A 19211-nucleotide genomic window follows, 5' to 3' on the forward strand; every position below is an offset into this window, starting at 1 on the left:
GGGATGCGTTTGTTGCCAAGGAGATAAAACGCCCATACACTGATGGTAATGCAGGGAAGTGAGCCTGTAGGTAATGGGTGCTAATAGGGATCCGTATAAGTCAATGCTGATTAGCAAGACCAAGAGATGCGGGGCTTATAGGCGATTTTTTGGAGTGCATACCGGACGTTTGCCGTGCAGACCGGCAGATCTGTCCGTATAAGTACCAGTTAGGGAGATTAAAGTGCGCGCGGCGCCAAATTATAAGAAAAAAGTGATTTCTCTTTTTGTACGTGCCATCACTCAAGAAGAGAACGAGCTCCGTAAATGGTCAAGGAACACAAAGCTCTGCAATTTCGTGGGAGTGCTGTTGATTTTTGCCGCAATCCTTGAGTCGATTGAGCCGCATTGGCCTATTTGGGGAATTACGCTTATTGGAATTGTCGGTGGGTTCTCGCTTGGTTTAGGGATATTGTTTTCGACATCGGTGTTGCAATGGCCAATCATTAGGCCGTTTCTAAAAGAAGACCAAATATTGAACGCAAATGATGAAGCACATCCCTAACTCGTCGCTGAACTCGGACACGCGACATAAAGTTGCCGCTTCGCGGCCACTGTCGCGTGCCTGTTAGCGCGGCGTAGGCAACAAATAAAGTGCACTGAATGTCGCACCTAGAAAATCTGATTGCCGAGTACTACGATTGGTCAGGCTACTTAGTAAAGAGAAATCTGAAAGTTGGCAAGCTTTCTCATGGTGGATGGGAGATGGAGCTTGATGTCATTGCTTTTCATCCAACCACAAAGCATCTCGTTCATGTTGAGCCGTCGATTGATGCTCACTCTTGGGATACGCGTGAGAGTCGGTTTGCCAAAAAGTTTAAGTCAGGTGAAAAATACATGTTTACAAACGTGTTCCCTTGGCTTGATCCATCGACCCCTGTTGAGAGAATCGCTGTCCTCGTCTCCCACCCTCAAGGACGGGATGAGCTATGCGGTGCAAAGATCTTATCGATAGACGAATTCATGGCCATGGTGAGAGAAAAGGTCGGTAGCTGCGGAAAGATGGCCAAAAACGCGATTCCTGAGCAATACCCATTATTGCGAACGATTCAACTAACGACGCAGGGTTACTACAAATACATAGAATAGCGAGCGTATGCTGTTTTATGAGAGGGTAGTGCTACCTAACTCGTTATACGACATAGTCCACGTCTACCGCCGGTCAACGCAGCGTTAAATATTAAAAAGAGGCATCAATGAACTTCGGAATTCTGATATTTCCAAAAGTTGAAGAACTGGACTTCATCGGCCCCTGGGAGATGCTTTCATTGTGGCGCAAATATGCGAACGGGCCAGAAAACTGTTTCGTGATCGCCCAGTCAGAAAGCCCTGTCATATGTTCCAAGGGACTGTCAGTTAATCCCCATAAATCGTTTAGTAACTCCCCACAACTTGATTACCTTCTGGTACCGGGCGGCGAAGGCACGCGTGACGAAGTCGATAACCCTGCGCTTGTTGAATTTATCAAGGAGCAGGCAAGGCATTGCAAATCTGTGCTTTCAGTTTGCACCGGCTCTTTTCTGTTGCATAAGGCCGGTTTACTTTCAGGGAAAAAGGCGACAACGCACTGGGGCTCGCTCGGGCGGCTGCGCGAACTCGGTGATGTGGAAGTGGTAGAGAAGCGCTATGTGCAGGATCAGGCAATATGGACATCGGCTGGCGTGTCAGCTGGGACCGACATGATGCTGGCCTTTATCGCCGCCGAAGCTGGCGAAGAAACTGCCGGCAAGGTGCAATGCGCAGCGGAATACTATCCGGATGCAAATCATTACAGCAGCTTCGCAAAGCATCCCAATGCACCGGCGTATCTCAGGGATGAGATTTAAGCCTACTGAACAAATGCACGCCTACCTATCCTCCAGCCCCTACATCGATTCCGACCATCCCGATGTCGCCAAAATGGCGGCCGACCTGGTACGTGATTGCGCATCAGAAGAAGAACGCGTCAAGGCATGCTTCGCGTTCGTGCGCGACTCAATCAAACACAGCTGGGATTACAAGCTCAATCCCGTCACTTGCAAAGCGTCCGATGTTTTAAAACACGGCACAGGCTATTGTTACGCCAAGAGCCACTTGCTTGCGGCATTGCTGAGGGCAATCGGCATACCCGCCGGTCTCTGCTACCAGCGCCTGTCGGTCGGCGATGAGGGTGGCCCGTATTGTCTGCACGGCTTGAATGCCGTGTACCTGCAGCGTTACGGCTGGTACCGGCTCGACGCAAGAGGAAACAAGGCCACCGTGAATGCCCAGTTCACCCCGCCCCTGGAACAGTTGGCCTTTACAATCAAGGATAAGAACGAACGGGATTTGCCGGAGATCTGGGCCGAGCCATTGCCGCTGGTTGTCGCGGCGCTGACATCGCATGCGTCGGTCGAAGCCGTTGCCGCAAATCTCCCGGACATCGAGTTGGTCTAATAAAAAAGCTCAGCTTGCATTGAGAAAATCGAGGATGACGTCGATCTGGTCGCCCGTCATCAGCGGCGGGGCATGGCCGATCCCGGCAAACACATGCGACCTGGCGTTGGGATTGCGTTCCACCATTTCTTCCAGCGTCTCCTGGGTCAAAATGGCCGACTCGCCGCCGCGTAGTATCAAGATGGGGATATCGATTTTCTCCCACAAATCCCAGATCGAATAATCCCCCCCGCGGCGGAAATATTCCCGTACGCGCGGGTCATATGCAAGCCTCAGGTCACCCTCCTCGGTCAGTTGGGAACCGATGCGCGCGAGGTGGCGCCACTGTTCATTCGTTAAGTTACCGAATTTCGGATACAGCTTGCGCAACTGCTCCTCGACTTCGGCAATCGTTTTATAGCGCTCGTCCTTGCCGATGTATTCGCCGATCGCGGTAATCGCCGCGGAGGCAATGAACGGCCCGACATCGTTGAGCACGAGGCGCTTCAACGGCGTATTTTTATGCGTGGCGAGGTGAATGCCGATCAGCCCGCCCATCGACGTGCCGACCCAGTTGATCTCGCTCTCCAATCCGATATGGGAAAGCAGCGTGGCGTTATCGGCGACGTACTGGTCGAACCAGTAGAGTGACGGGTCAATCCAGTCGCTCTTGCCGCGGCCAATCGAATCCGGGCAGATGATGCGGTAGTGGTCTTCGGCGGCTTTGGCAAACCAGTCGAAATACCGGCCATTCAGGGTGAGGCCATGGGCACAAACGATCGTGTTCTTGTTTAACGGGTCACCCCATTCGGCATACGCCACCTTGTGGAAACCGTCGCTATGCTTACTCAGAAATTGTCTTTGCCGCATATTGCTTCCCTTCCTGTCCCGTTAGCCCAATGGTCATTGGCGGATCTGATGCAATTGCCGTACGCAAATTTATTCTATGGCATACAGTGAATGGAACTTGAGCACGAAATGAGAAGGTGTTGCGGAAGGAGTACGAAATTTACATAGGTTTGCAATGTCGAGGCGGGGCGGGGAATAAATGCATAATTGACAACAAGATTCTTCCGTGGCAGCATACTTCACCACTCTCTGCGCATTGCACCAATATCCCCAACGTTAGCCGCAACCATGCAGTGCCGCTCTTGGGGACATTCTTGACTCTACTTTTGGGGAATCAAATGCACGCCTCTGCGTCTTGGCTACTCCGGTTGCTATCCGTTATGTTCATAGCCTTGCTGAGCGGATCCGCATTCGCTGCGCCTCTATCCAGCTATAACGGCGACCCAAATCAAGTTACTGTGTCCGGAGTTTCCTCTGGCGGAGCAATGGCTGTCCAGACGCACGTTGCGTATTCCGGCACGTTCAAGGGCGCCGCAATTTTTGCCGGCAATGCTTATTACTGCGCAGAAGGGAGTTTGGCTTTTGCGCTGACCCGCTGCATGGTAGCCCTGAGCGCAGCGCAAGTTCCTGTCGCAAGCCTGGTCAGCACCACCCGTTATTGGGCGATGCAAGGCTGGATCGACAATACAGCCAATTTGATTAACGCCAAAGTGTATTTGTTTAGTGGCGTGCTGGATCAGACGGTACGGCAACCGGCGATGGATGCACTGCGCGATTATTATTTGAATTTCGTTACACCTGCCAATGTCGTCTATAACAACCAGGTGATGGCAGGTCACAGTTGGGTCTCATTGCTGGGTCCTAATCTATGCGAGGTACAACAAAGCCCTTACATCAACAATTGCAATCTGGATGTGCAACAGACTTTTCTGTCGCTGTTCTACGGTACCTTGCAGCCGAAACAGACAGGCCAGCTCTCCGGCCAATTCCTGGCAATCGATCAGGCCGAGTTTCTGGAGGATCGCAACCCTGTAGTGCATGGGCTCGATAACAATGCCTGGGTTTATGTGCCGGCCGCATGCAGCCGCGGGGAGCTATGCAAAGTGCATGTGGCCTACCATGGCTGCAACATGTCTTTTCAAAAAATTGGCGATCAGTTTGTGCGTAGGTCCGGCTTGAACGAATGGGCCGACACCAACAACCTCATTGTCTTGTATCCGCAAATATTTCCATCGCTGACAGAGCCGGTCAATGGACAAGGTTGCTGGGATTGGTGGGGCTATGACGACGCTGATTATGCGAAGAAGAGCGGGCGTCAGTTGCTGATGACGAAAAGAATGGTTGATCGCATCACGAGCGGCTATGCACCCGTCGCTGCGCCACAAAATGTCGCCATCGCCGCTACTTCGCCATACGCCATCAAATTATCCTGGAACGCTGTCAGTGGCGCACGTGGCTACAATGTTTACCGTAATAACGTACTGGCAAACAGCAGCCCGCTCGTTAGCCCCAATTATCGCGATAGTGGCTTAGCTGCAAATGCTACGTATGTTTATACGGTACGCGCAATTGCCTCCAATGGTAATCAGGGTCCGGCTTCAGAACCGGTCGTTGCCACTACACGCTGATTGCGACCTGTCGCCCACTTGAATGCATCATCAACACGCCCATGGCCACGATCTCTGCGCTGTTGAAAGACGTCCGATCTTGCACTCTCTGTGCCGAGCACTTGCCGCTTGGCCCGCGCCCTGTGCTGCAGTTTGACGCTGCTGCCCGCATTCTCATCGCCGGGCAGGCGCCCGGTCGCAAGGTCCACGAAACGGGCGTGCCCTTCAATGACGCAAGTGGCGATCGCCTACGTGACTGGCTGGGCTTGGCCCACGCGCAGTTCTATGACTCGAAACAGGTCGCCATATTGCCGATGGGTTTTTGCTATCCGGGCACCGGCAAGTCCGGGGACTTGCCACCGCGTCCGGAATGCGCACCGGCATGGCGTGCCAGCTTGCTTGCGCAACTCAAGCAACTCAGACTGACCCTCGTCCTCGGCCAATACGCGCTCGCCTACCATTTGCCAGCCGAGCGCGGTTCGCTGACTGACATCGTCAGCAGGTTCCAAAACAACGGAGCGAACGTCATTCCACTGCCACATCCGAGCCCGCGCAACAATCTCTGGCTGGCGCGCAATCCATGGTTCGAGAAAGAACGTGTTCCCGCATTGCGGCAACACGTGAGAGACGCGCTGCAGGGTGACGGCTAAAGGAATCATGAAAAAAATAATCTGCGGTTTGGTCGTCGTGCTCGCAGTCTGTTTTGGCAATGCTCACGCAGCATGCGCGCGCAAGGCTTTGTCCGTCTATGGCCTTGAGCGCACCGGCATTGTCTGCGCACCGCCATCGGGCGCTATGCCGGCGCCGGCAGTGCTGGCCTTTCATGGACGCGGCGGCAGTGCAGAGGAAATGGCTGCAGGCACACGTTTGCACGTCGCCTGGCCCGAGGCATTGGTCGTGTACCTCGATGGATTGCCCGGCAACCCGGCCCCGTACGACCCCGAGGGATTGAAGCGGGGCTGGCAGATCAATATCGGCGACATGAATGATCGCGATGTCGGCTTGACCGATGCCGCACTGGATGCCTTGGGACGGCATTACAACATCGACCGCCAAAGAGTATTCGCCGTCGGCCATTCCAATGGTGCACGCTTTGTCGGCATTTTATGGGCGCTGCGCAGCGATCGTTTTGCCGCAGTAGCTTTTTCTGCCGGGCAGGCGGACAAGCTGATCAAGGGCGTGGCGCCGCGTCCGGCATTCATGGGGATGGGACTTCACGATGACATGATCCCCTTTGACTGGCAGCGACAATCCATCAAGTATGCCGCGGCACGGTTTGGCATTGCTCCGAGCGAGGTCGAACGTCCCGGCATCAATTCGGCAAAAAGTCAGGACGGGATCGAACTGATGACCTTCATTCATCGCGGCGGCCACATCTGGCCCGCGGAACAAACGCGCTTAATCGTCGAATTTTTTAGGGGGAAAATGCTAAAACAAAATTGACCGCACGCCCGGCAAAAATACAGGCAAACCGTTCAACACTGACGTTCTCCACAAAAACATCAACAAGGACTCGGATAAAAAATGATCACGCTCTACAAGTTTGGCCCAGCCTTTGGACTCCTCGATATGAGTCCGTTCGTTTCGAAGACTGAAATGCTGCTCAAGATCGCAGCCCTGCCCTATGACACAAACTTGCGCGGATTCGCCAAGGCGCCAAAGGGCAAATTGCCCTACATCGAGGACGACGGCACCGTCATTGCGGATTCGACGTTTATTCGCTGGCATATTGAAAAAAAGTATGGCATCGATTTTGACGCCGGCTTGACTGAGCAAGAGCGTGGCATCGCCTGGTGCGCCGAGAAGCTGCTGGAAGATAACCTGTACTGGATCCTGCTCGAGTGGCGCTGGCTCAACGCTGTCAACTTTGGCCGTACCGCCGACCTGCTGTTCAAAAAAATTCCGTGGCCGGCACGGCCAGCCATTGAAGCTGTCGTGCAACATAAAATGCGCAAGGCCTTGCATGCCCAGGGAACGGGCCGCCACAACCCCGATGAGAAGCTGGTGCTGGCAAAGAAATCCCTCGAGTCACTCTCGGCACTGCTTGGCAATAAGCCGTATCTGATGGGTGCCAAGCCGTGCGGCGCCGACGCCACCTTGTTCGCGTTTATGGCCGGCGTATTCTGTCCGCAATTCGACACGCCCTTGTCCAGGGACGCGGCACACTATGCCAACCTGGCGCACTATGTCGAGCGGATGCGCAGGGAGTATCTGGATGGCGGACTGCAAGCCGCCGCCTGATACATTTTTAACCGATGATTTGCCTGGCTGCCGGAGCCTGCAGCAACAGTGCCAGCAAGGGCGCCAGGAGCAGGTTGAGCAGCCCGGTCAACACCATGGCCAGGCCTGCAACGGCCCCTTCCTGGTTGCCGAATTCCCTGGCGCGGCTGACGCCGGCGCCGTGCGCGCTCACGCCAAAGAGTGTTCCTCTGGCCAGTGCGGTGCGCATGGGAATCCAGCGCAGGAGCACGCTGCCGGCGGCGGCCCCGAATACGCCGGTCGCCATGACGAACACCGAGGCCAGCTCCGGAACGCCGCCGATGTTGCCTGCCAGCGGCATGGCAATCGGCGAAAACACCGAGTGCGGCAGCAGCGAGTAGCTGATGTCCGCGTCCAGCGAAAACAGGCCCGCCAGCAGCCATGAACTGACAATCGACACCACGCTGCCGACGACCATGCCCAGCAACAAGGGGAGCCAGTGGCGGGCCAGCATGGCGCGCTGCTGCCATACCGGAATGGCAAACGCCACCATGCAGGGGCCCAGCATCAGGGTGAGAAAATGGGCATTGCTGGTGTATTCGGCATAGCTGGTGCGCAGGGGAACGGCAAGCACCAGCAATAAGGCGGGCACCAGCATCAGCGGCGAGAGCAGGTAGCGCCCGGTGCGCCTGTACAGGTAGCGACTGCAGGCATAGGCCCCAACCGTCAGGAGCAGCCAGAACAGGGGCCAGGGCTCAAGACTCATGCTGCATGCTCCTGCGGCACAGAATTTCCACCGTGAGCCCGGTGCTCAGCGCAACCAGCAGGGTGCTGATGGCGATCATCAGCCCGAGTTGCCAGCCCTTGTCTTGAAGCAGTGCGCGGTGGTCAAGCACGCTCATCAGCGGCGGGATGCAGAACAGGAGCATTTCGGCCAGCAGCAGGCCGGAACCCAGCTGCAATGAGGCCGGCGTCAGCCGCTTGCTGGCGAAGAGCAGCAGCAGCAATCCCATGCCAATGACCCCGCCCGGAATCGGCCAGCCCAACCAGGCGGCGATGCTGCTGCCCAGCCAGCAGAACGCCAGCAACACGGCCAATTCGATGGCAAGACGCGGCAAGCGGTGGATACGGTTCATGGGCCAGGACTCCTGAAAGAAATTTGATTGTAGGCCCGACCCTACTACTGCCAAAGAGAATTGATAGAATAGATGGCATTCCAAAATCGAATACTGGAGATAGCGCCGCATGGAGCTCAAACAGTTGCGCAGTTTCGTCGAGGTGGTCCGTCATGGCAGCTTTACCCAGGCCGCCGATCGCCTGCATTCGACGCAGTCCACCATCAGCAAGCAGGTAGCCCAGCTCGAGCAGCGCCTGGGCGAGCAGTTGTTCGAGCGCAATGGGCCGCATATTCGCCTGACCGATGCGGGCAAACTGGTGTTGGCGCGTGCCGAAGAAATGCTGCGCCTGCAGCGCGAGCTGCGCGCGGAGCTCGACGATCTGAGCCAGCTCAACCGTGGCGAACTGCGCCTGGGGCTGCCGCTTCTCGGCGGCGAGGCGCTGTTGACCTCGCTGATTACGCGCTACCGCCAGCGCTACCCGCACATCATCGTGCATCTTTCGGAAGGCGGCAGCAAGATGCTGGAAAAGGCGCTTCTGGATGGCGAACTGGACCTGGCCAGCTCACTGACCCCGAGCGATCCGGCCCTCGACTACCAGCCGTTTGTCAACGAGCCGCTGGACATCCTGCTGGGCACGAGCCATCCGCTCAGCCAGCGCAAGGGACTGGCGCTGGAAGAACTGGCGGACTCGCCCTTCCTGCTCTACCAGGAGAGTTTCGCCTTGAACGACCGCATCCTGCTGGCGTGCCGCCAGGCTGGCTTTGTGCCCCGCGAAGTTGGGCGCAGCGGCCAGCCCGATCTGCTGAGCGCCCTGGTCGCCAGCGGCCAGGGCGTGGTGCTGATGCCGCGCCTGGTGGCCCGCAAGATGGAGCGTCCCGGATTGGTGAGAATGCCTTTGCTGTCGCCGGACTTGCGCTGGGACCTGGCATTCGTCTGGCGCCGCGGCGCGTACCTGTCGCGCGCCGCCAAGGCCTGGCTTGAACTGGCCGGCGAACGCCAGCCGGATTGACTGCGGATCAGCGCGCGCCGGCGGCCTTGGCCTGCCCGCGCTGCATTTCCTTTTCTTCCTTGACCAGCTTGGTCTTGATGCGGTTGCGCTTGAGTGGCGAAAGGTATTCGACGAAAACCTTGCCTTTCAGGTGGTCGATTTCATGCTGGAGGCAGACCGCCAGCAATTCATCGGCGGCGATTTCAAAAGGCTTGCCTTCGAGATCCAGGGCTTGCACGCGCACCTGCGCAGGGCGCTCGACGCCATCGTAAATGCCGGGCACCGACAGGCAACCCTCGTCGTAGACGCGCTTTTCTTCGCTGGACCAGACCACTTTTGGATTGATGAACACTTGCAACGCGTTTTGCGTTTCCGATACGTCGATGACGACGATCTGTTCGTGCACGTCGATCTGGGTCGCGGCGAGGCCAACGCCCGGGGCGTCATACATGGTTTCCGCCATATCGGCGACCAGCTGCTTTAACCGGGCATCGAAAACCGTGACGGGCTTGGCAACCTTGTGCAGGCGCGGATCGGGATAACGCAGAATATTTAATAAGGACATACGACTTTTGCGCAACAATGCTGCAAGTTAAGAGTGCAGTTTCTCTTGCTAGTTCAAGGATTTATGTGCAGAATTTGATTCAAATTGACAACTGTTGCCACAAATCATGTGCTGAATAATTCGGGTACATTGGCAACATGCTGTGGCTGCGCGTTGCCCATTACCGAAAAATCTGGCCACATTCATCGGATAAACCATGAAAAATTTTAGCACAGCAGTCGTTTCCCTCGCTTTTGCAGCGTCCGCTGCCTTGGTTGCGCCCGCAGCCCTTGCCGCGCCAAAATGCGATTTCAAGGCTGATGCGCCGGATTCGCACAAGGTGGTGCGCGGCGACACGCTGTGGGATATCTCTGGAAAATTCCTGCAAAACCCCTGGTGCTGGCCGCAAGTCTGGGGCTTGAACCGCGACCAGATCAAGAATCCGCACTGGATCTATCCCGGCCAGATCGTTTATTTCGACCGCGCCAGCGGCCGCCTGAGCCTGGGCAAGCCGGTCGGCGGCACTGCCGGCACCGTGCGCCTGTCGCCGCAAGTGCGCCTCGAAGGGATCGGCCTGGATGCGGTGCCGGCAATTCCCTCCGGTGTGATCGAGCCCTTCCTGTCGCAGCCGCTGATCGTTACGCCTGAACAGTTGCAAGGCACGCCGCGCATTGTCGCCAGCCAGGAAGGCCGGGTCAACCTCGCCAAGGGTGACCGTGCCTATGTCGGCGGTGACTTGAAAAATGCCACCGATTTCCAGGTCTTCCGCCCTGGCAAGCCGCTCACCGATCCGGAAACCAAACAGGTGATCGGTTATGAAGCCGTTTATCTCGGCAACCTGAAGCTGGTGCGCACGGCCAAGGCCGCCAATGAAGCGCATTCCTTTACGGTGATCACTGCCAAGGAAGAGATGAGCGTGGGCGACCGTTTGCTGCCGGTGCCGCCGACCCCGTTGCTGAACTACGTGCCGCACGCGCCTGAATCGGCAATGGCCGCGCGCGTCGTCTCGGTCTACGGCGGCGTGACCCATGCCGGCCAAAACCAGATCGTATCGATCAACCGTGGCACCAAGGATGGTGTCGACCTTGGTACCGTGCTGGAACTGTATCGCTATGGCGGCTTCGTCAAGGACCGTACCGATACCAAGGACATGATCAAGCTGCCGGATGAAAAATACGGCGCGCTGTTTGTGTTTCGCGTATTCGACAACATCTCTTACGCGCTGATCATGAACGTTGCCGACACCGTGCAAGTCGGCGACGTCGCCAAGACACCCGAGTAACTCTGAACGTGACCGGTTCAATCGGTCCGTTGGCAGCCGGCCCCGACCAGCTTGCGCATTGGCTGCGGCTGGAGCGGGTGCGCGGGGTTGGGCCGGAAACCGCGCGCAAGCTCTTGCGCCGCTTCGGCTTGCCGGCGAATATTTTTGCCGCTGATGTTCCAGCCTTGCGCGAACTGGTCTCCGACCGCATAGCGCAAGCCCTGCTGGCGCCGCCGGATGCGGCCGCACTGGCGCAAGTCGAGAAGACTCTGCAATGGGCCGGCGAGCCCGGCAACCGCATTCTCACCCTGGCCGATGCCGACTATCCGGCCGATCTCCTCCATATCGCCGATCCGCCCCTGCTGCTGTATGTAAAAGGCCGCATCGAACTGTTGTCGCGGCAGTCGCTGGCCGTCGTGGGCAGCCGCAATGCGACCGCGCAAGGCCTCGTCAATGCTGAAAAATTTTCCGAAACCCTGAGTGCGGCCGGCTGGACCATCGTCTCGGGCCTGGCGCTGGGGATCGATACCGCGGCCCACCAGGGCGCGCTGCGCTACGCCGAGCTGGCGTGCGGTTCGACCATCGCCGTCATCGGCACTGGCGCCGATATCGTCTACCCGGCGCGCAACCGCACACTGGCGCACCTGATTGCGCAAGCCGGCTGCATCGTCAGCGAATACCCGCTCGGCACCGCCGCGCTGTCCGGCAATTTCCCGCGCCGCAACCGCATCATTAGCGGTTTGTCACGCGGCGTCCTGGTCATCGAAGCTGCTGCCGAATCGGGTTCGCTGATCACGGCGCGCATGGCGGCCGAGCAGGGGCGCGATGTCTTCGCCATTCCCGGATCGATCCACTCACCGCTGTCCAAGGGGTGTCACCAGTTGATCAAGCAGGGCGCCAAGCTGGTCGAGGCCGCCCAGGATATCCTGGAAGAATACGGCCAGCAGCTGGAGCAGACTCCCGCCGCCGCTGCGCGCGCTGGCGGCTTACCGCAGCAAGACACCTTGCTGGCGCTGATCGGCTTTGACCCGGTCGATATTGACACGCTGGCACTGCGCGCCGGCCAGGACAGCGCCAGTCTGCATGCACAATTGCTCACGCTGGAGTTGCAAGGCAGGCTGGAACGCTTGCCTGGCGAAATCTACCGCCGCTTGCACTAGAGAACTTTTTCCCCAGAGTACAGTCTTTTGTAAGCGTGGCGACGCGTCTGTTTGCCCGCTTTGCCTTTCCTTCCTTTCATCGAGCGACTGTCATCGCATAAATGACAAGCTTTTAGTTTCACCGCATAAAATTATCTATGCGGTATTATTGCCACATGTCAGTGTCAACAACACGCAACTAATGACCATGGCATGGTGCGTCCAGCGCTTGTCACACCGCAATCTTAAGGCTACATTTGAATTATGTTTGACGTCCTTGTTTACCTCTACGAAACATACTACCGTCCCGACGCCTGCCCGGACCCGGAGGCTTTGGTCAAGAAACTGTCGGCTATCGGCTTTGAAGATGAGGAAATCAACAAGGCACTGGGCTGGTTGACCGACCTCGACAAGACTGCCACCGATTTTTCGCATCGCTATCCCGAGCAGACGGCTTTTTCATTTGGCATGCGTTTCTATGCGCAGCAAGAGCTCGAAATACTCGGCACGGCGGCGGTGGGTTTCATCCAGTTTCTCGAATCGGCCAAGCTGCTTGACCCGATCCAGCGTGAAATCGTCATCGAGCGCGCGCTGGCCGCCAGCGACCGCCGGCTCTCGCTCGACAAGCTCAAGGTCATCGTGCTCATGGTGTTGTGGAGCCAGGGCAAGGAGCCGGATGGCTTGATGTTCGATGAATTGTTCTGGGATAACGAAAACACCGAAGCCCGCTTGTTGCATTGATTTAGCGCCTTCCTGCGCTGCAGGAAGGCGCCCCTCTCGCCGCTCCCTCCTGCGCGACAACCGTCTTTCCATTTATACAATTTTGCCGTGTCCGGTCACGCTAGTCGCGCTCCCGGCTTGCAGATTGTGGCGGAACGCGCTTATCATTGGCCGCTAATTGCCAAATTGTCAGAGGCTTGACGACAAGCCCTGGCTGCAACGCGCGTCTGTTTCTATCCATAAAAGCAGCACTGCTCCAGCCTGGTCTGCTTGTCCACTGCGGCGGACGAAGCGTCGCGCCGCCCACCACACGAGAATGGATTTATGACTAAGACCCTCATCATTGCCGAGAAGCCTTCCGTCGCCAACGATATTGCGAAGACGCTCGGTGGCTTTACCAAGCACGATGAGTATTTCGAATCCGACGAATACGTCCTGTCGTCGGCGGTCGGCCACCTGGTCGAAATCGGCGTGCCGGAAGAATACGACGTCAAGCGCGGCAAGTGGACATTTACGCATTTGCCGATGATCCCGCCGCACTTCGCCCTGAACCCGATTGCCAAGACCGAGTCCCGCCTGAAAGTCTTGAACCGCCTGATCAAGCGCAAGGATGTCACTGCCCTGATCAATGCGTGCGACGCCGGGCGCGAGGGTGAATTGATCTTCCGCCTGATTGCGCAATATGCCAAGGCCAAGCAGCCGATCAAGCGCCTGTGGCTGCAGTCGATGACGCCGGGCGCGATCCGCGACGGCTTCAAGCAATTGCGCAAAGATGAAGACATGCTGCCATTGGCCGACGCCGCGCGCTGCCGCAGCGAAGCCGACTGGCTGATCGGCATCAATGGCACGCGCGCCATGACCGCCTTCAATTCCAAGGAAGGCGGCTTTTACCTGACCACGGTGGGCCGTGTGCAAACGCCTACCCTGTCGATCGTGGTCGAGCGTGAAGAAAAGATCAAGAAGTTCGTGCCGCGCGACTATTGGGAAGTGCGCGCCGATTTCGTCTGCGCCGCCGGCATCTATGAAGGCCGCTGGCTCGATCTGCAGCACAAGAAAGACGACACCGACCCGGAGAAGAAGCCCGAACGCCTGTGGAGCCGCGCCGCTGCCGATTCCATCGTCGCGGCCTGCCGCGGCAAGACTGGCACGGTCACGGAAGAATCCAAGCCCACCACGCAAATGGCGCCGGCGTTGTTCGATTTGACCAGCCTGCAGCGCGAAGCCAATGCCCGCTTTGGCTTTTCTGCCAAGAACACGCTGGGTCTCGCGCAGGCGCTGTATGAAAAGCACAAGGTGCTGACCTACCCGCGTACCGATTCGCGCCACCTGCCGGAAGACTACATTGCGACGGTGAAGGAAACCCTGGAAACGGTTGCGGAAAACAATAACTACCACCAGTTCGCCAAGCAAATCCTGAACAAGGATTGGGTCAAGCCGAACAAGCGCATTTTCGACAACACGAAAATCAGCGACCACTTCGCCATCATCCCGACCACCCAGGCGCCGAAGAACCTGTCGGAACCGGAACAGAAACTCTACGACCTGGTCACGCGCCGTTTCATGTCGGTGTTTTTCCCGGCAGCCGAGTTCCAGGTCACCACGCGCTTTACCGAAGTCTCCGGCCACAAGTTCAAGTCCGAGGGCAAGGTCATGACCAATCCCGGCTGGCTGGCCATCTATGGCAAGGAAGCCGCTGGTGACAAGGATGAAGACAAGACCAAGATCCTGGTGGCGGTCGCCAAGGGCGAAACCGTCAAGACCGACAAGGTCGAGCCCTATGGCCTCGTGACCAAGCCGCCGGCGCGCTATTCGGAAGCCACGCTGCTGTCCGCCATGGAAGGCGCCGGCAAGCTGATCGATGACGATGAGTTGCGCGAAGCTATGGCCGGCAAGGGCTTGGGTACGCCAGCCACGCGCGCGGCCATCATCGAAGGCCTGCTGAATGAAAAGTACTTGCTGCGCGAAGGGCGCGAACTGATCCCGACGGCCAAGGCATTCCAGCTGATGACGCTGTTGCGCGGCCTGGGCGTGCAGGAGCTGACCTCGCCGGAATTGACTGGCGGCTGGGAATACAAGCTGTCGCAAATGGAGCGTGGCCAGATCAGCCGCGAGGAATTCATGCGCGAAATCGCGCAAATGACGCAGATCATCGTCAAGCGCGCCAAGGAATACGACAACGACACCATCCCCGGCGAGTACGCGACCCTGAAGACGCCGTGCCCGAATTGCGGCGGCGTGGTCAAGGAAAACTACCGGCGCTTTGCCTGCACCAAGTGCGAATTCTCGATGTCGAAGACGCCGGGCAGCCGCCAGTTCGAAATCGCCGAGGTCGAGGAATTGCTGGCCAAGCGCGAAATCGGTCCGTTGCAGGGTTTCCGCTCGAAAATGGGCCGGCCGTTCGCCGCCATCCTGAAGATCGCGCGTGACGAAGAAATCAAGAATTTCAAGCTCGAATTCGACTTTGGCCAAAACCAGGACGATGACGAAAATGCCGAAGGCGTCGACTTTACCGGCCAGACCGCACTCGGACCCTGCCCGAAATGCGCCAGCGGCGTGTATGAAATGGGCCTGGCCTATGTCTGCGAAAAGACGGTCGCCAAGCCCAAGGCCTGTGATTTCCGCAGCGGCCGCATCATCTTGCAGCAGGAAATCCTGCCCGAGCAGATGGCCAAGCTGCTCAATGAAGGCAAGACCGACTTGCTGCCAGGCTTCATCTCGCAACGCACCCGCCGGCCTTTCAAGGCCTTCCTGGTGCGCGGCAAGGATGGCAAGGTCAGCTTCGAGTTCGAGGAACGCAAGGCCAAGGTGCCGGCCAAAGGCAAGGCTGCCAAGTCCGCCGATGAGGCTGCCGCTCCGGTAGAAAAAGTCGCCGCCAAGGTGCCATTGAAAAAGGCAGTGGCCAAAAAAGCCCCGGCCAAGAAGGCCCCCGCCAAAAAAGTTGCTGCCAAAAAGGCCGCTGCCTAAACCTTCCCCCCTCCTGGCGGCGCCCGCTGCCAATGTTTTCCCCGCACCAGACTGGCCATTCGGCCAGTCTGGTGTCGCTTTATTCGCCGGTATGCAAGAAACGCTGTCGCTCTCTTGCACAAAACTTAAAAAATTAATTCCTGTTTAAGTAACCGTCCATAGAATGCAATAAAACAATTAAGAGTAACTAGGGAAGTTTGCGCCAGATCAAATTTCCTAAGGAGATACAGAACTATGCGAAAGTTGGCATTATGGCTATAATGTGCGCCGTATTGACGCAGTGCACCATTGCAGGCTGATGCCGGCCCTTCGCTGCTCTGGGTTAATAACATTCTGTTGACACGTTTTGCGTGTCGGCCACCTCAAGGCTTCGCCAACCGGAAGCTATTGGTACTGAACCGGCACAACCGGTTTGGGCGCAGGACGTATTCAAATGTAAGAAAGTGTGGAATTGTCGGCAAAAAAATACGCTGCCACATTCCATGCGTTGACAGACCAGCAGGAATGCTGATCTTCTACACAATGCTTGCAATATATTGATTGATTCACCCCACCAAGAGGAAAGAAGATGATGAGACGTCACGTAGTATCCGCCCTGGCCATCATGTGCGCTGCCGCATCCGTGCAAGCCAAGGACATCAAGATCGCCCACATTTACTGCAAGACCGGTATCCTGGAAGCTTACGCCAAGCAAACTCAGGTCGGCCTGCAACTGGGCCTGGAATACGCTACCAAGGGCACCAACGAAGTCAGCGGCAACAAGCTCGTGCTGATCGACAAGGATGACCAGTGCAAGCCCGACGTCGGCAAGGCCCAGCTGACCGCCGCCTACCAGGATGACAAGGTCGACCTGGCTGTTGGCCCGACCCACTCGGGCGTGGCCCTGGCCATGCTGCCGATCGCTGAAGAATTCAAGAAGATCCTGCTGGTGGAGCCGGCCGTGGCCGACGCCATCACCGGTGAAAAGTGGAACAAGTACATTTTCCGTACCGGCCGCAATTCTTCACAAGACGCCATCTCCAACGCCATTGCCATCGACAAGGCTGGCACCACCGTGGTGACCTTTGCGCCGGACTCGTCCTTCGGCCGCGACGGCATCAAGGCGTTCAAGGGCGCCATCAAGAATGCCAAGCTGGTGCATGAAGAATACGCGCCGCCAACTTCCACCGACTTCACCGCCAGCGCCCAGCGCATCATTGAAAAGCTCAAGGATGCACCAGGCCGCAAGATCATGTGGCTGGTGTGGGCAGGTGGCGGCGACCCGTTCGGCAAGTTTGCCGACATGAACCTCAAAGAGCGTTATGGCATCGAAATCTCCACCGGCGGCAACATCCTGCCGGCGATGGCTGCGTTCAAGAAGTTGCCAGGCATGGAAGGCGCGCTGTACTACTACTACGGCATCCCGAAGAACCCGGTCAACAACTGGTTGAACACCGAGCACTACAAGCGCTTCAAGACCCCGCCTGATTTCTTCACCGCCGGCGGCATGGCAGCAGGTATCGCCGTGGTTGAAGCCTTGAAGAAGACCGGTGGCGACACCAACACCGACAAGCTGATCGCAGCCATGGAAGGCCTGAGCTTCGATACGCCGAAGGGCAAGATGACTTTCCGCAAGGAAGACCATCAGGCAATGCAATCGATGTACCACTTCAAGATCAAGAACGACCCGGCATTCGTCTGGGGCGTGCCTGAGCTGGTGCGCGAAATCAAGCCGGAAGAAATGGAAGTTCCTATCCGTAACAAGCGTTAATCAAACGCTGCAAGCGCCCGCAATCGCGGGCACATAACCGGGGCGGGCGGTATGCCTGCCCCGGTCATCACACAGATTTTTTAGCGGGGTTCTGCATGTCTGTAAAAAAAATAGACCCGGCCGGCAGGAAAGCCGGTACTGTGTCGCTGGAGACGCGCGACTTGACCATCCGTTTCGGCGGTCACGTTGCAGTGAATTCGGTGTCTTGTGCCTTCAAGACGGGCACCCTGACCGCCATCGTCGGTCCGAACGGCGCCGGTAAAACGACGTATTTCAACCTGATTTCCGGTCAGCTGAATGCTTCAGCTGGCCAAGTGCTGCTAAACGGCAAAGATATCTCGCATCTGCAGGCTTCGGCCCGCATGCATGCCGGCCTTGGCCGCGCTTTCCAGCTCACCAGCCTGTTTCCGCGCCTGACCGTGCTGGAAAACGTTCGCCTGGCCTTGCAATCGCGCCGCCAGCTGGGCCTGGATATGTGGAATATCTGGAGCGACCACAAGGACCTGATCTCCCGCGCCGAGGAAGTCCTCGAAGCCGTCGCTCTGGCTGGCAAGCGCAACATCTATGCCGCGGCCCTGCCGCACGGCGACCAGCGCAAGCTGGAAGTGGGCATGCTGATGGCCCTGGATCCGACGGTTTACATGTTCGATGAACCGACCGCCGGCATGAGCGTCGATGAGGTACCGGTGATTCTGGACCTGATCCGCAACCTGAAAGCCCAGAGCGACAAGACCATCCTGCTGGTTGAGCACAAGATGGACGTGGTCCGCGAACTGGCCGACCGCATTATCGTGCTGCACAACGGCACCCTGATGGCCGATGGCGAACCGGAAGCCGTGATCGCCTCGCCTGTCGTCCAACAAGCCTATCTCGGTCTCGCGCCGGTTGGAGAAGCCGCATGAATGCCCCCCTCTTGAAACTCGAAGGCGTCAATACGCACATCGGGCCGTACCACATCCTGCACGGCGTCGACCTGCAGGTGCCGCGCGGCCAACTGACCATGCTGCTGGGCCGTAACGGCGCCGGCAAGTCCACCGCCCTGCGCACCATCATGGGTCTGTGGCCAGCCTCCAAGGGCAGCATCACGTTTGATGGCCAGGACATTACCAAGAAGGCCACGCCGGACATTTCCCAGTTGGGCATTGCTTACGTGCCGGAAAACATGGGGATTTTCTCGGACCTGACCGTGCGTGAAAACATGACCCTCGCAGCGCGCCATGCGAAGACGGCCGAAGACATCGACCAGAAGCGCCTGGAATGGATTTTTTCGCTGTTTCCGGCGATGAAAAAATTCTGGGAACATCCTGCAGGCAAGCTGTCGGGCGGCCAGAAGCAGATGCTGGCGGTTTCCCGCGCCATCGTCGAGCCGCGCAAGCTCTTGCTGATCGACGAACCCAGCAAGGGCCTGGCGCCGGCAATTATCGCCAACATGATTTCGGCCTTCCGCGAACTGAAGCAAACCGATACCACGATCCTGCTGGTCGAACAGAACTTCAACTTTGCCAAGCAGCTGGGCGACACCGTGGCCGTCATGGACAACGGCAAAATCGTGCATCGCGGTCTGATGGCAGAACTGGCTGAAGACGAAGCGCTGCAGACGCAGCTGCTGGGTCTTTCCCTGAACGCTCACCAATGAGGA

At 57.5% G+C, this 19211-nt stretch carries 20 protein-coding genes; 16 read left to right on the top strand and 4 right to left on the bottom strand.

Annotated elements, in window-relative coordinates; genetic code table 11:
- Positions 1-223 precede the first annotated feature (223 nt).
- The 4 genes from EKL02_RS01180 (at position 224) to EKL02_RS01195 (ending at position 2454) form a co-directional block, all read left to right on the top strand.
- Positions 224-544 (top strand): hypothetical protein, encoded by a 321-nt coding sequence (locus tag EKL02_RS01180; RefSeq protein WP_128900322.1) that lies wholly within the window; start codon positions 224-226, stop codon positions 542-544.
- A gap of 98 nt (positions 545-642) precedes the next feature.
- Positions 643-1128 carry a hypothetical protein gene (locus EKL02_RS01185; RefSeq protein ID WP_128900323.1) on the top strand — a complete coding sequence of 162 codons (486 nt, stop codon included), beginning with the start codon at positions 643-645 and terminating at the stop codon, positions 1126-1128.
- Positions 1129-1235: 107 nt separating this feature from the next.
- Complete coding sequence (locus EKL02_RS01190; RefSeq protein ID WP_128900324.1) at positions 1236-1865, top strand: DJ-1/PfpI family protein; 630 nt, start codon at positions 1236-1238, stop codon at positions 1863-1865.
- A 13-nt stretch (positions 1866-1878) separates the two neighbouring features.
- Positions 1879-2454: a transglutaminase family protein gene (locus tag EKL02_RS01195; RefSeq protein WP_128900325.1), complete on the top strand. Its 576-nt coding sequence runs from the start codon at positions 1879-1881 to the stop codon at positions 2452-2454.
- A 9-nt stretch (positions 2455-2463) separates the two neighbouring features.
- Here the strand turns inward: EKL02_RS01195 and EKL02_RS01200 are convergent, their stop codons facing one another.
- Positions 2464-3303 carry an alpha/beta hydrolase gene (locus tag EKL02_RS01200; protein WP_128900326.1) on the bottom strand — a complete coding sequence of 280 codons (840 nt, stop codon included), beginning with the start codon at positions 3301-3303 and terminating at the stop codon, positions 2464-2466.
- A gap of 464 nt (positions 3304-3767) precedes the next feature.
- Here EKL02_RS01200 and EKL02_RS01205 point away from each other — a divergent pair, with 464 nt between their 5' ends.
- From EKL02_RS01205 to EKL02_RS01220, 4 genes are all read left to right on the top strand, one after another.
- Positions 3768-4910 carry a hypothetical protein gene (locus EKL02_RS01205; protein WP_164931915.1) on the top strand — a complete coding sequence of 381 codons (1143 nt, stop codon included), beginning with the start codon at positions 3768-3770 and terminating at the stop codon, positions 4908-4910.
- A gap of 41 nt (positions 4911-4951) precedes the next feature.
- Entirely contained in the window at positions 4952-5539 is a 588-nt protein-coding gene (locus EKL02_RS01210; protein WP_128900328.1) for a uracil-DNA glycosylase family protein, read from the top strand.
- Between the two features lie 7 nt (positions 5540-5546).
- Positions 5547-6332 (top strand): hypothetical protein, encoded by a 786-nt coding sequence (locus EKL02_RS01215; RefSeq protein WP_128900329.1) that lies wholly within the window; start codon positions 5547-5549, stop codon positions 6330-6332.
- A 126-nt stretch (positions 6333-6458) separates the two neighbouring features.
- Positions 6459-7130 (top strand): glutathione S-transferase family protein, encoded by a 672-nt coding sequence (locus EKL02_RS01220; protein WP_347232094.1) that lies wholly within the window; start codon positions 6459-6461, stop codon positions 7128-7130.
- Between the two features lie 7 nt (positions 7131-7137).
- Here the strand turns inward: EKL02_RS01220 and EKL02_RS01225 are convergent, their stop codons facing one another.
- Together EKL02_RS01225 and EKL02_RS01230 are read right to left on the bottom strand one after the other, a co-directional pair.
- Complete coding sequence (locus tag EKL02_RS01225; RefSeq protein WP_128900331.1) at positions 7138-7854, bottom strand: LrgB family protein; 717 nt, start codon at positions 7852-7854, stop codon at positions 7138-7140.
- Entirely contained in the window at positions 7844-8224 is a 381-nt protein-coding gene (locus EKL02_RS01230) for a CidA/LrgA family protein (protein WP_128900332.1), read from the bottom strand. Before EKL02_RS01230 ends, EKL02_RS01225 begins: the two co-directional genes overlap by 11 nt.
- 109 nt (positions 8225-8333) lie before the next feature.
- Between EKL02_RS01230 and EKL02_RS01235 the strand changes: the two genes are divergently transcribed.
- Positions 8334-9215: a LysR family transcriptional regulator gene (locus EKL02_RS01235; protein WP_128900333.1), complete on the top strand. Its 882-nt coding sequence runs from the start codon at positions 8334-8336 to the stop codon at positions 9213-9215.
- Between the two features lie 7 nt (positions 9216-9222).
- Here the strand turns inward: EKL02_RS01235 and def are convergent, their stop codons facing one another.
- Complete coding sequence (gene def / locus EKL02_RS01240) at positions 9223-9759, bottom strand: peptide deformylase (RefSeq protein WP_128900334.1); 537 nt, start codon at positions 9757-9759, stop codon at positions 9223-9225.
- 196 nt (positions 9760-9955) lie between these two features.
- Between def and EKL02_RS01245 the strand changes: the two genes are divergently transcribed.
- The 7 genes from EKL02_RS01245 (at position 9956) to EKL02_RS01275 (ending at position 19208) form a co-directional block, all read left to right on the top strand.
- On the top strand, positions 9956-11020 hold the full coding sequence (locus EKL02_RS01245; RefSeq protein WP_128900335.1) for a LysM peptidoglycan-binding domain-containing protein: 1065 nt from the start codon (positions 9956-9958) through the stop codon (positions 11018-11020).
- Between the two features lie 8 nt (positions 11021-11028).
- On the top strand, positions 11029-12159 hold the full coding sequence (gene dprA / locus EKL02_RS01250; protein WP_206732431.1) for a DNA-processing protein DprA: 1131 nt from the start codon (positions 11029-11031) through the stop codon (positions 12157-12159).
- 243 nt (positions 12160-12402) lie between these two features.
- Complete coding sequence (locus tag EKL02_RS01255; RefSeq protein ID WP_128900337.1) at positions 12403-12879, top strand: DUF494 domain-containing protein; 477 nt, start codon at positions 12403-12405, stop codon at positions 12877-12879.
- Positions 12880-13182: 303 nt separating this feature from the next.
- Entirely contained in the window at positions 13183-15822 is a 2640-nt protein-coding gene (locus EKL02_RS01260; RefSeq protein WP_128900338.1) for a DNA topoisomerase III, read from the top strand.
- 568 nt (positions 15823-16390) lie between these two features.
- Positions 16391-17572, top strand: coding sequence for a substrate-binding domain-containing protein (locus tag EKL02_RS01265; RefSeq protein WP_128900339.1), 1182 nt, complete (start codon positions 16391-16393; stop codon positions 17570-17572).
- 95 nt (positions 17573-17667) lie between these two features.
- The gene (locus EKL02_RS01270; RefSeq protein WP_128900340.1) at positions 17668-18474 is read left to right on the top strand and encodes an ABC transporter ATP-binding protein; all 807 of its coding nucleotides are present in this window, start codon (positions 17668-17670) and stop codon (positions 18472-18474) included.
- A complete protein-coding gene (locus tag EKL02_RS01275; protein ID WP_128900341.1) occupies positions 18471-19208 on the top strand; it encodes an ABC transporter ATP-binding protein in 738 nt (245 codons plus the stop codon). Before EKL02_RS01270 ends, EKL02_RS01275 begins: the two co-directional genes overlap by 4 nt.
- The last annotated feature ends 3 nt before the right edge of the window (positions 19209-19211 follow it).

The sequence above is a fragment of the Janthinobacterium sp. 17J80-10 genome, assembly GCF_004114795.1.
Classification (GTDB): Bacteria; Pseudomonadota; Gammaproteobacteria; order Burkholderiales; family Burkholderiaceae_D; genus Paucimonas.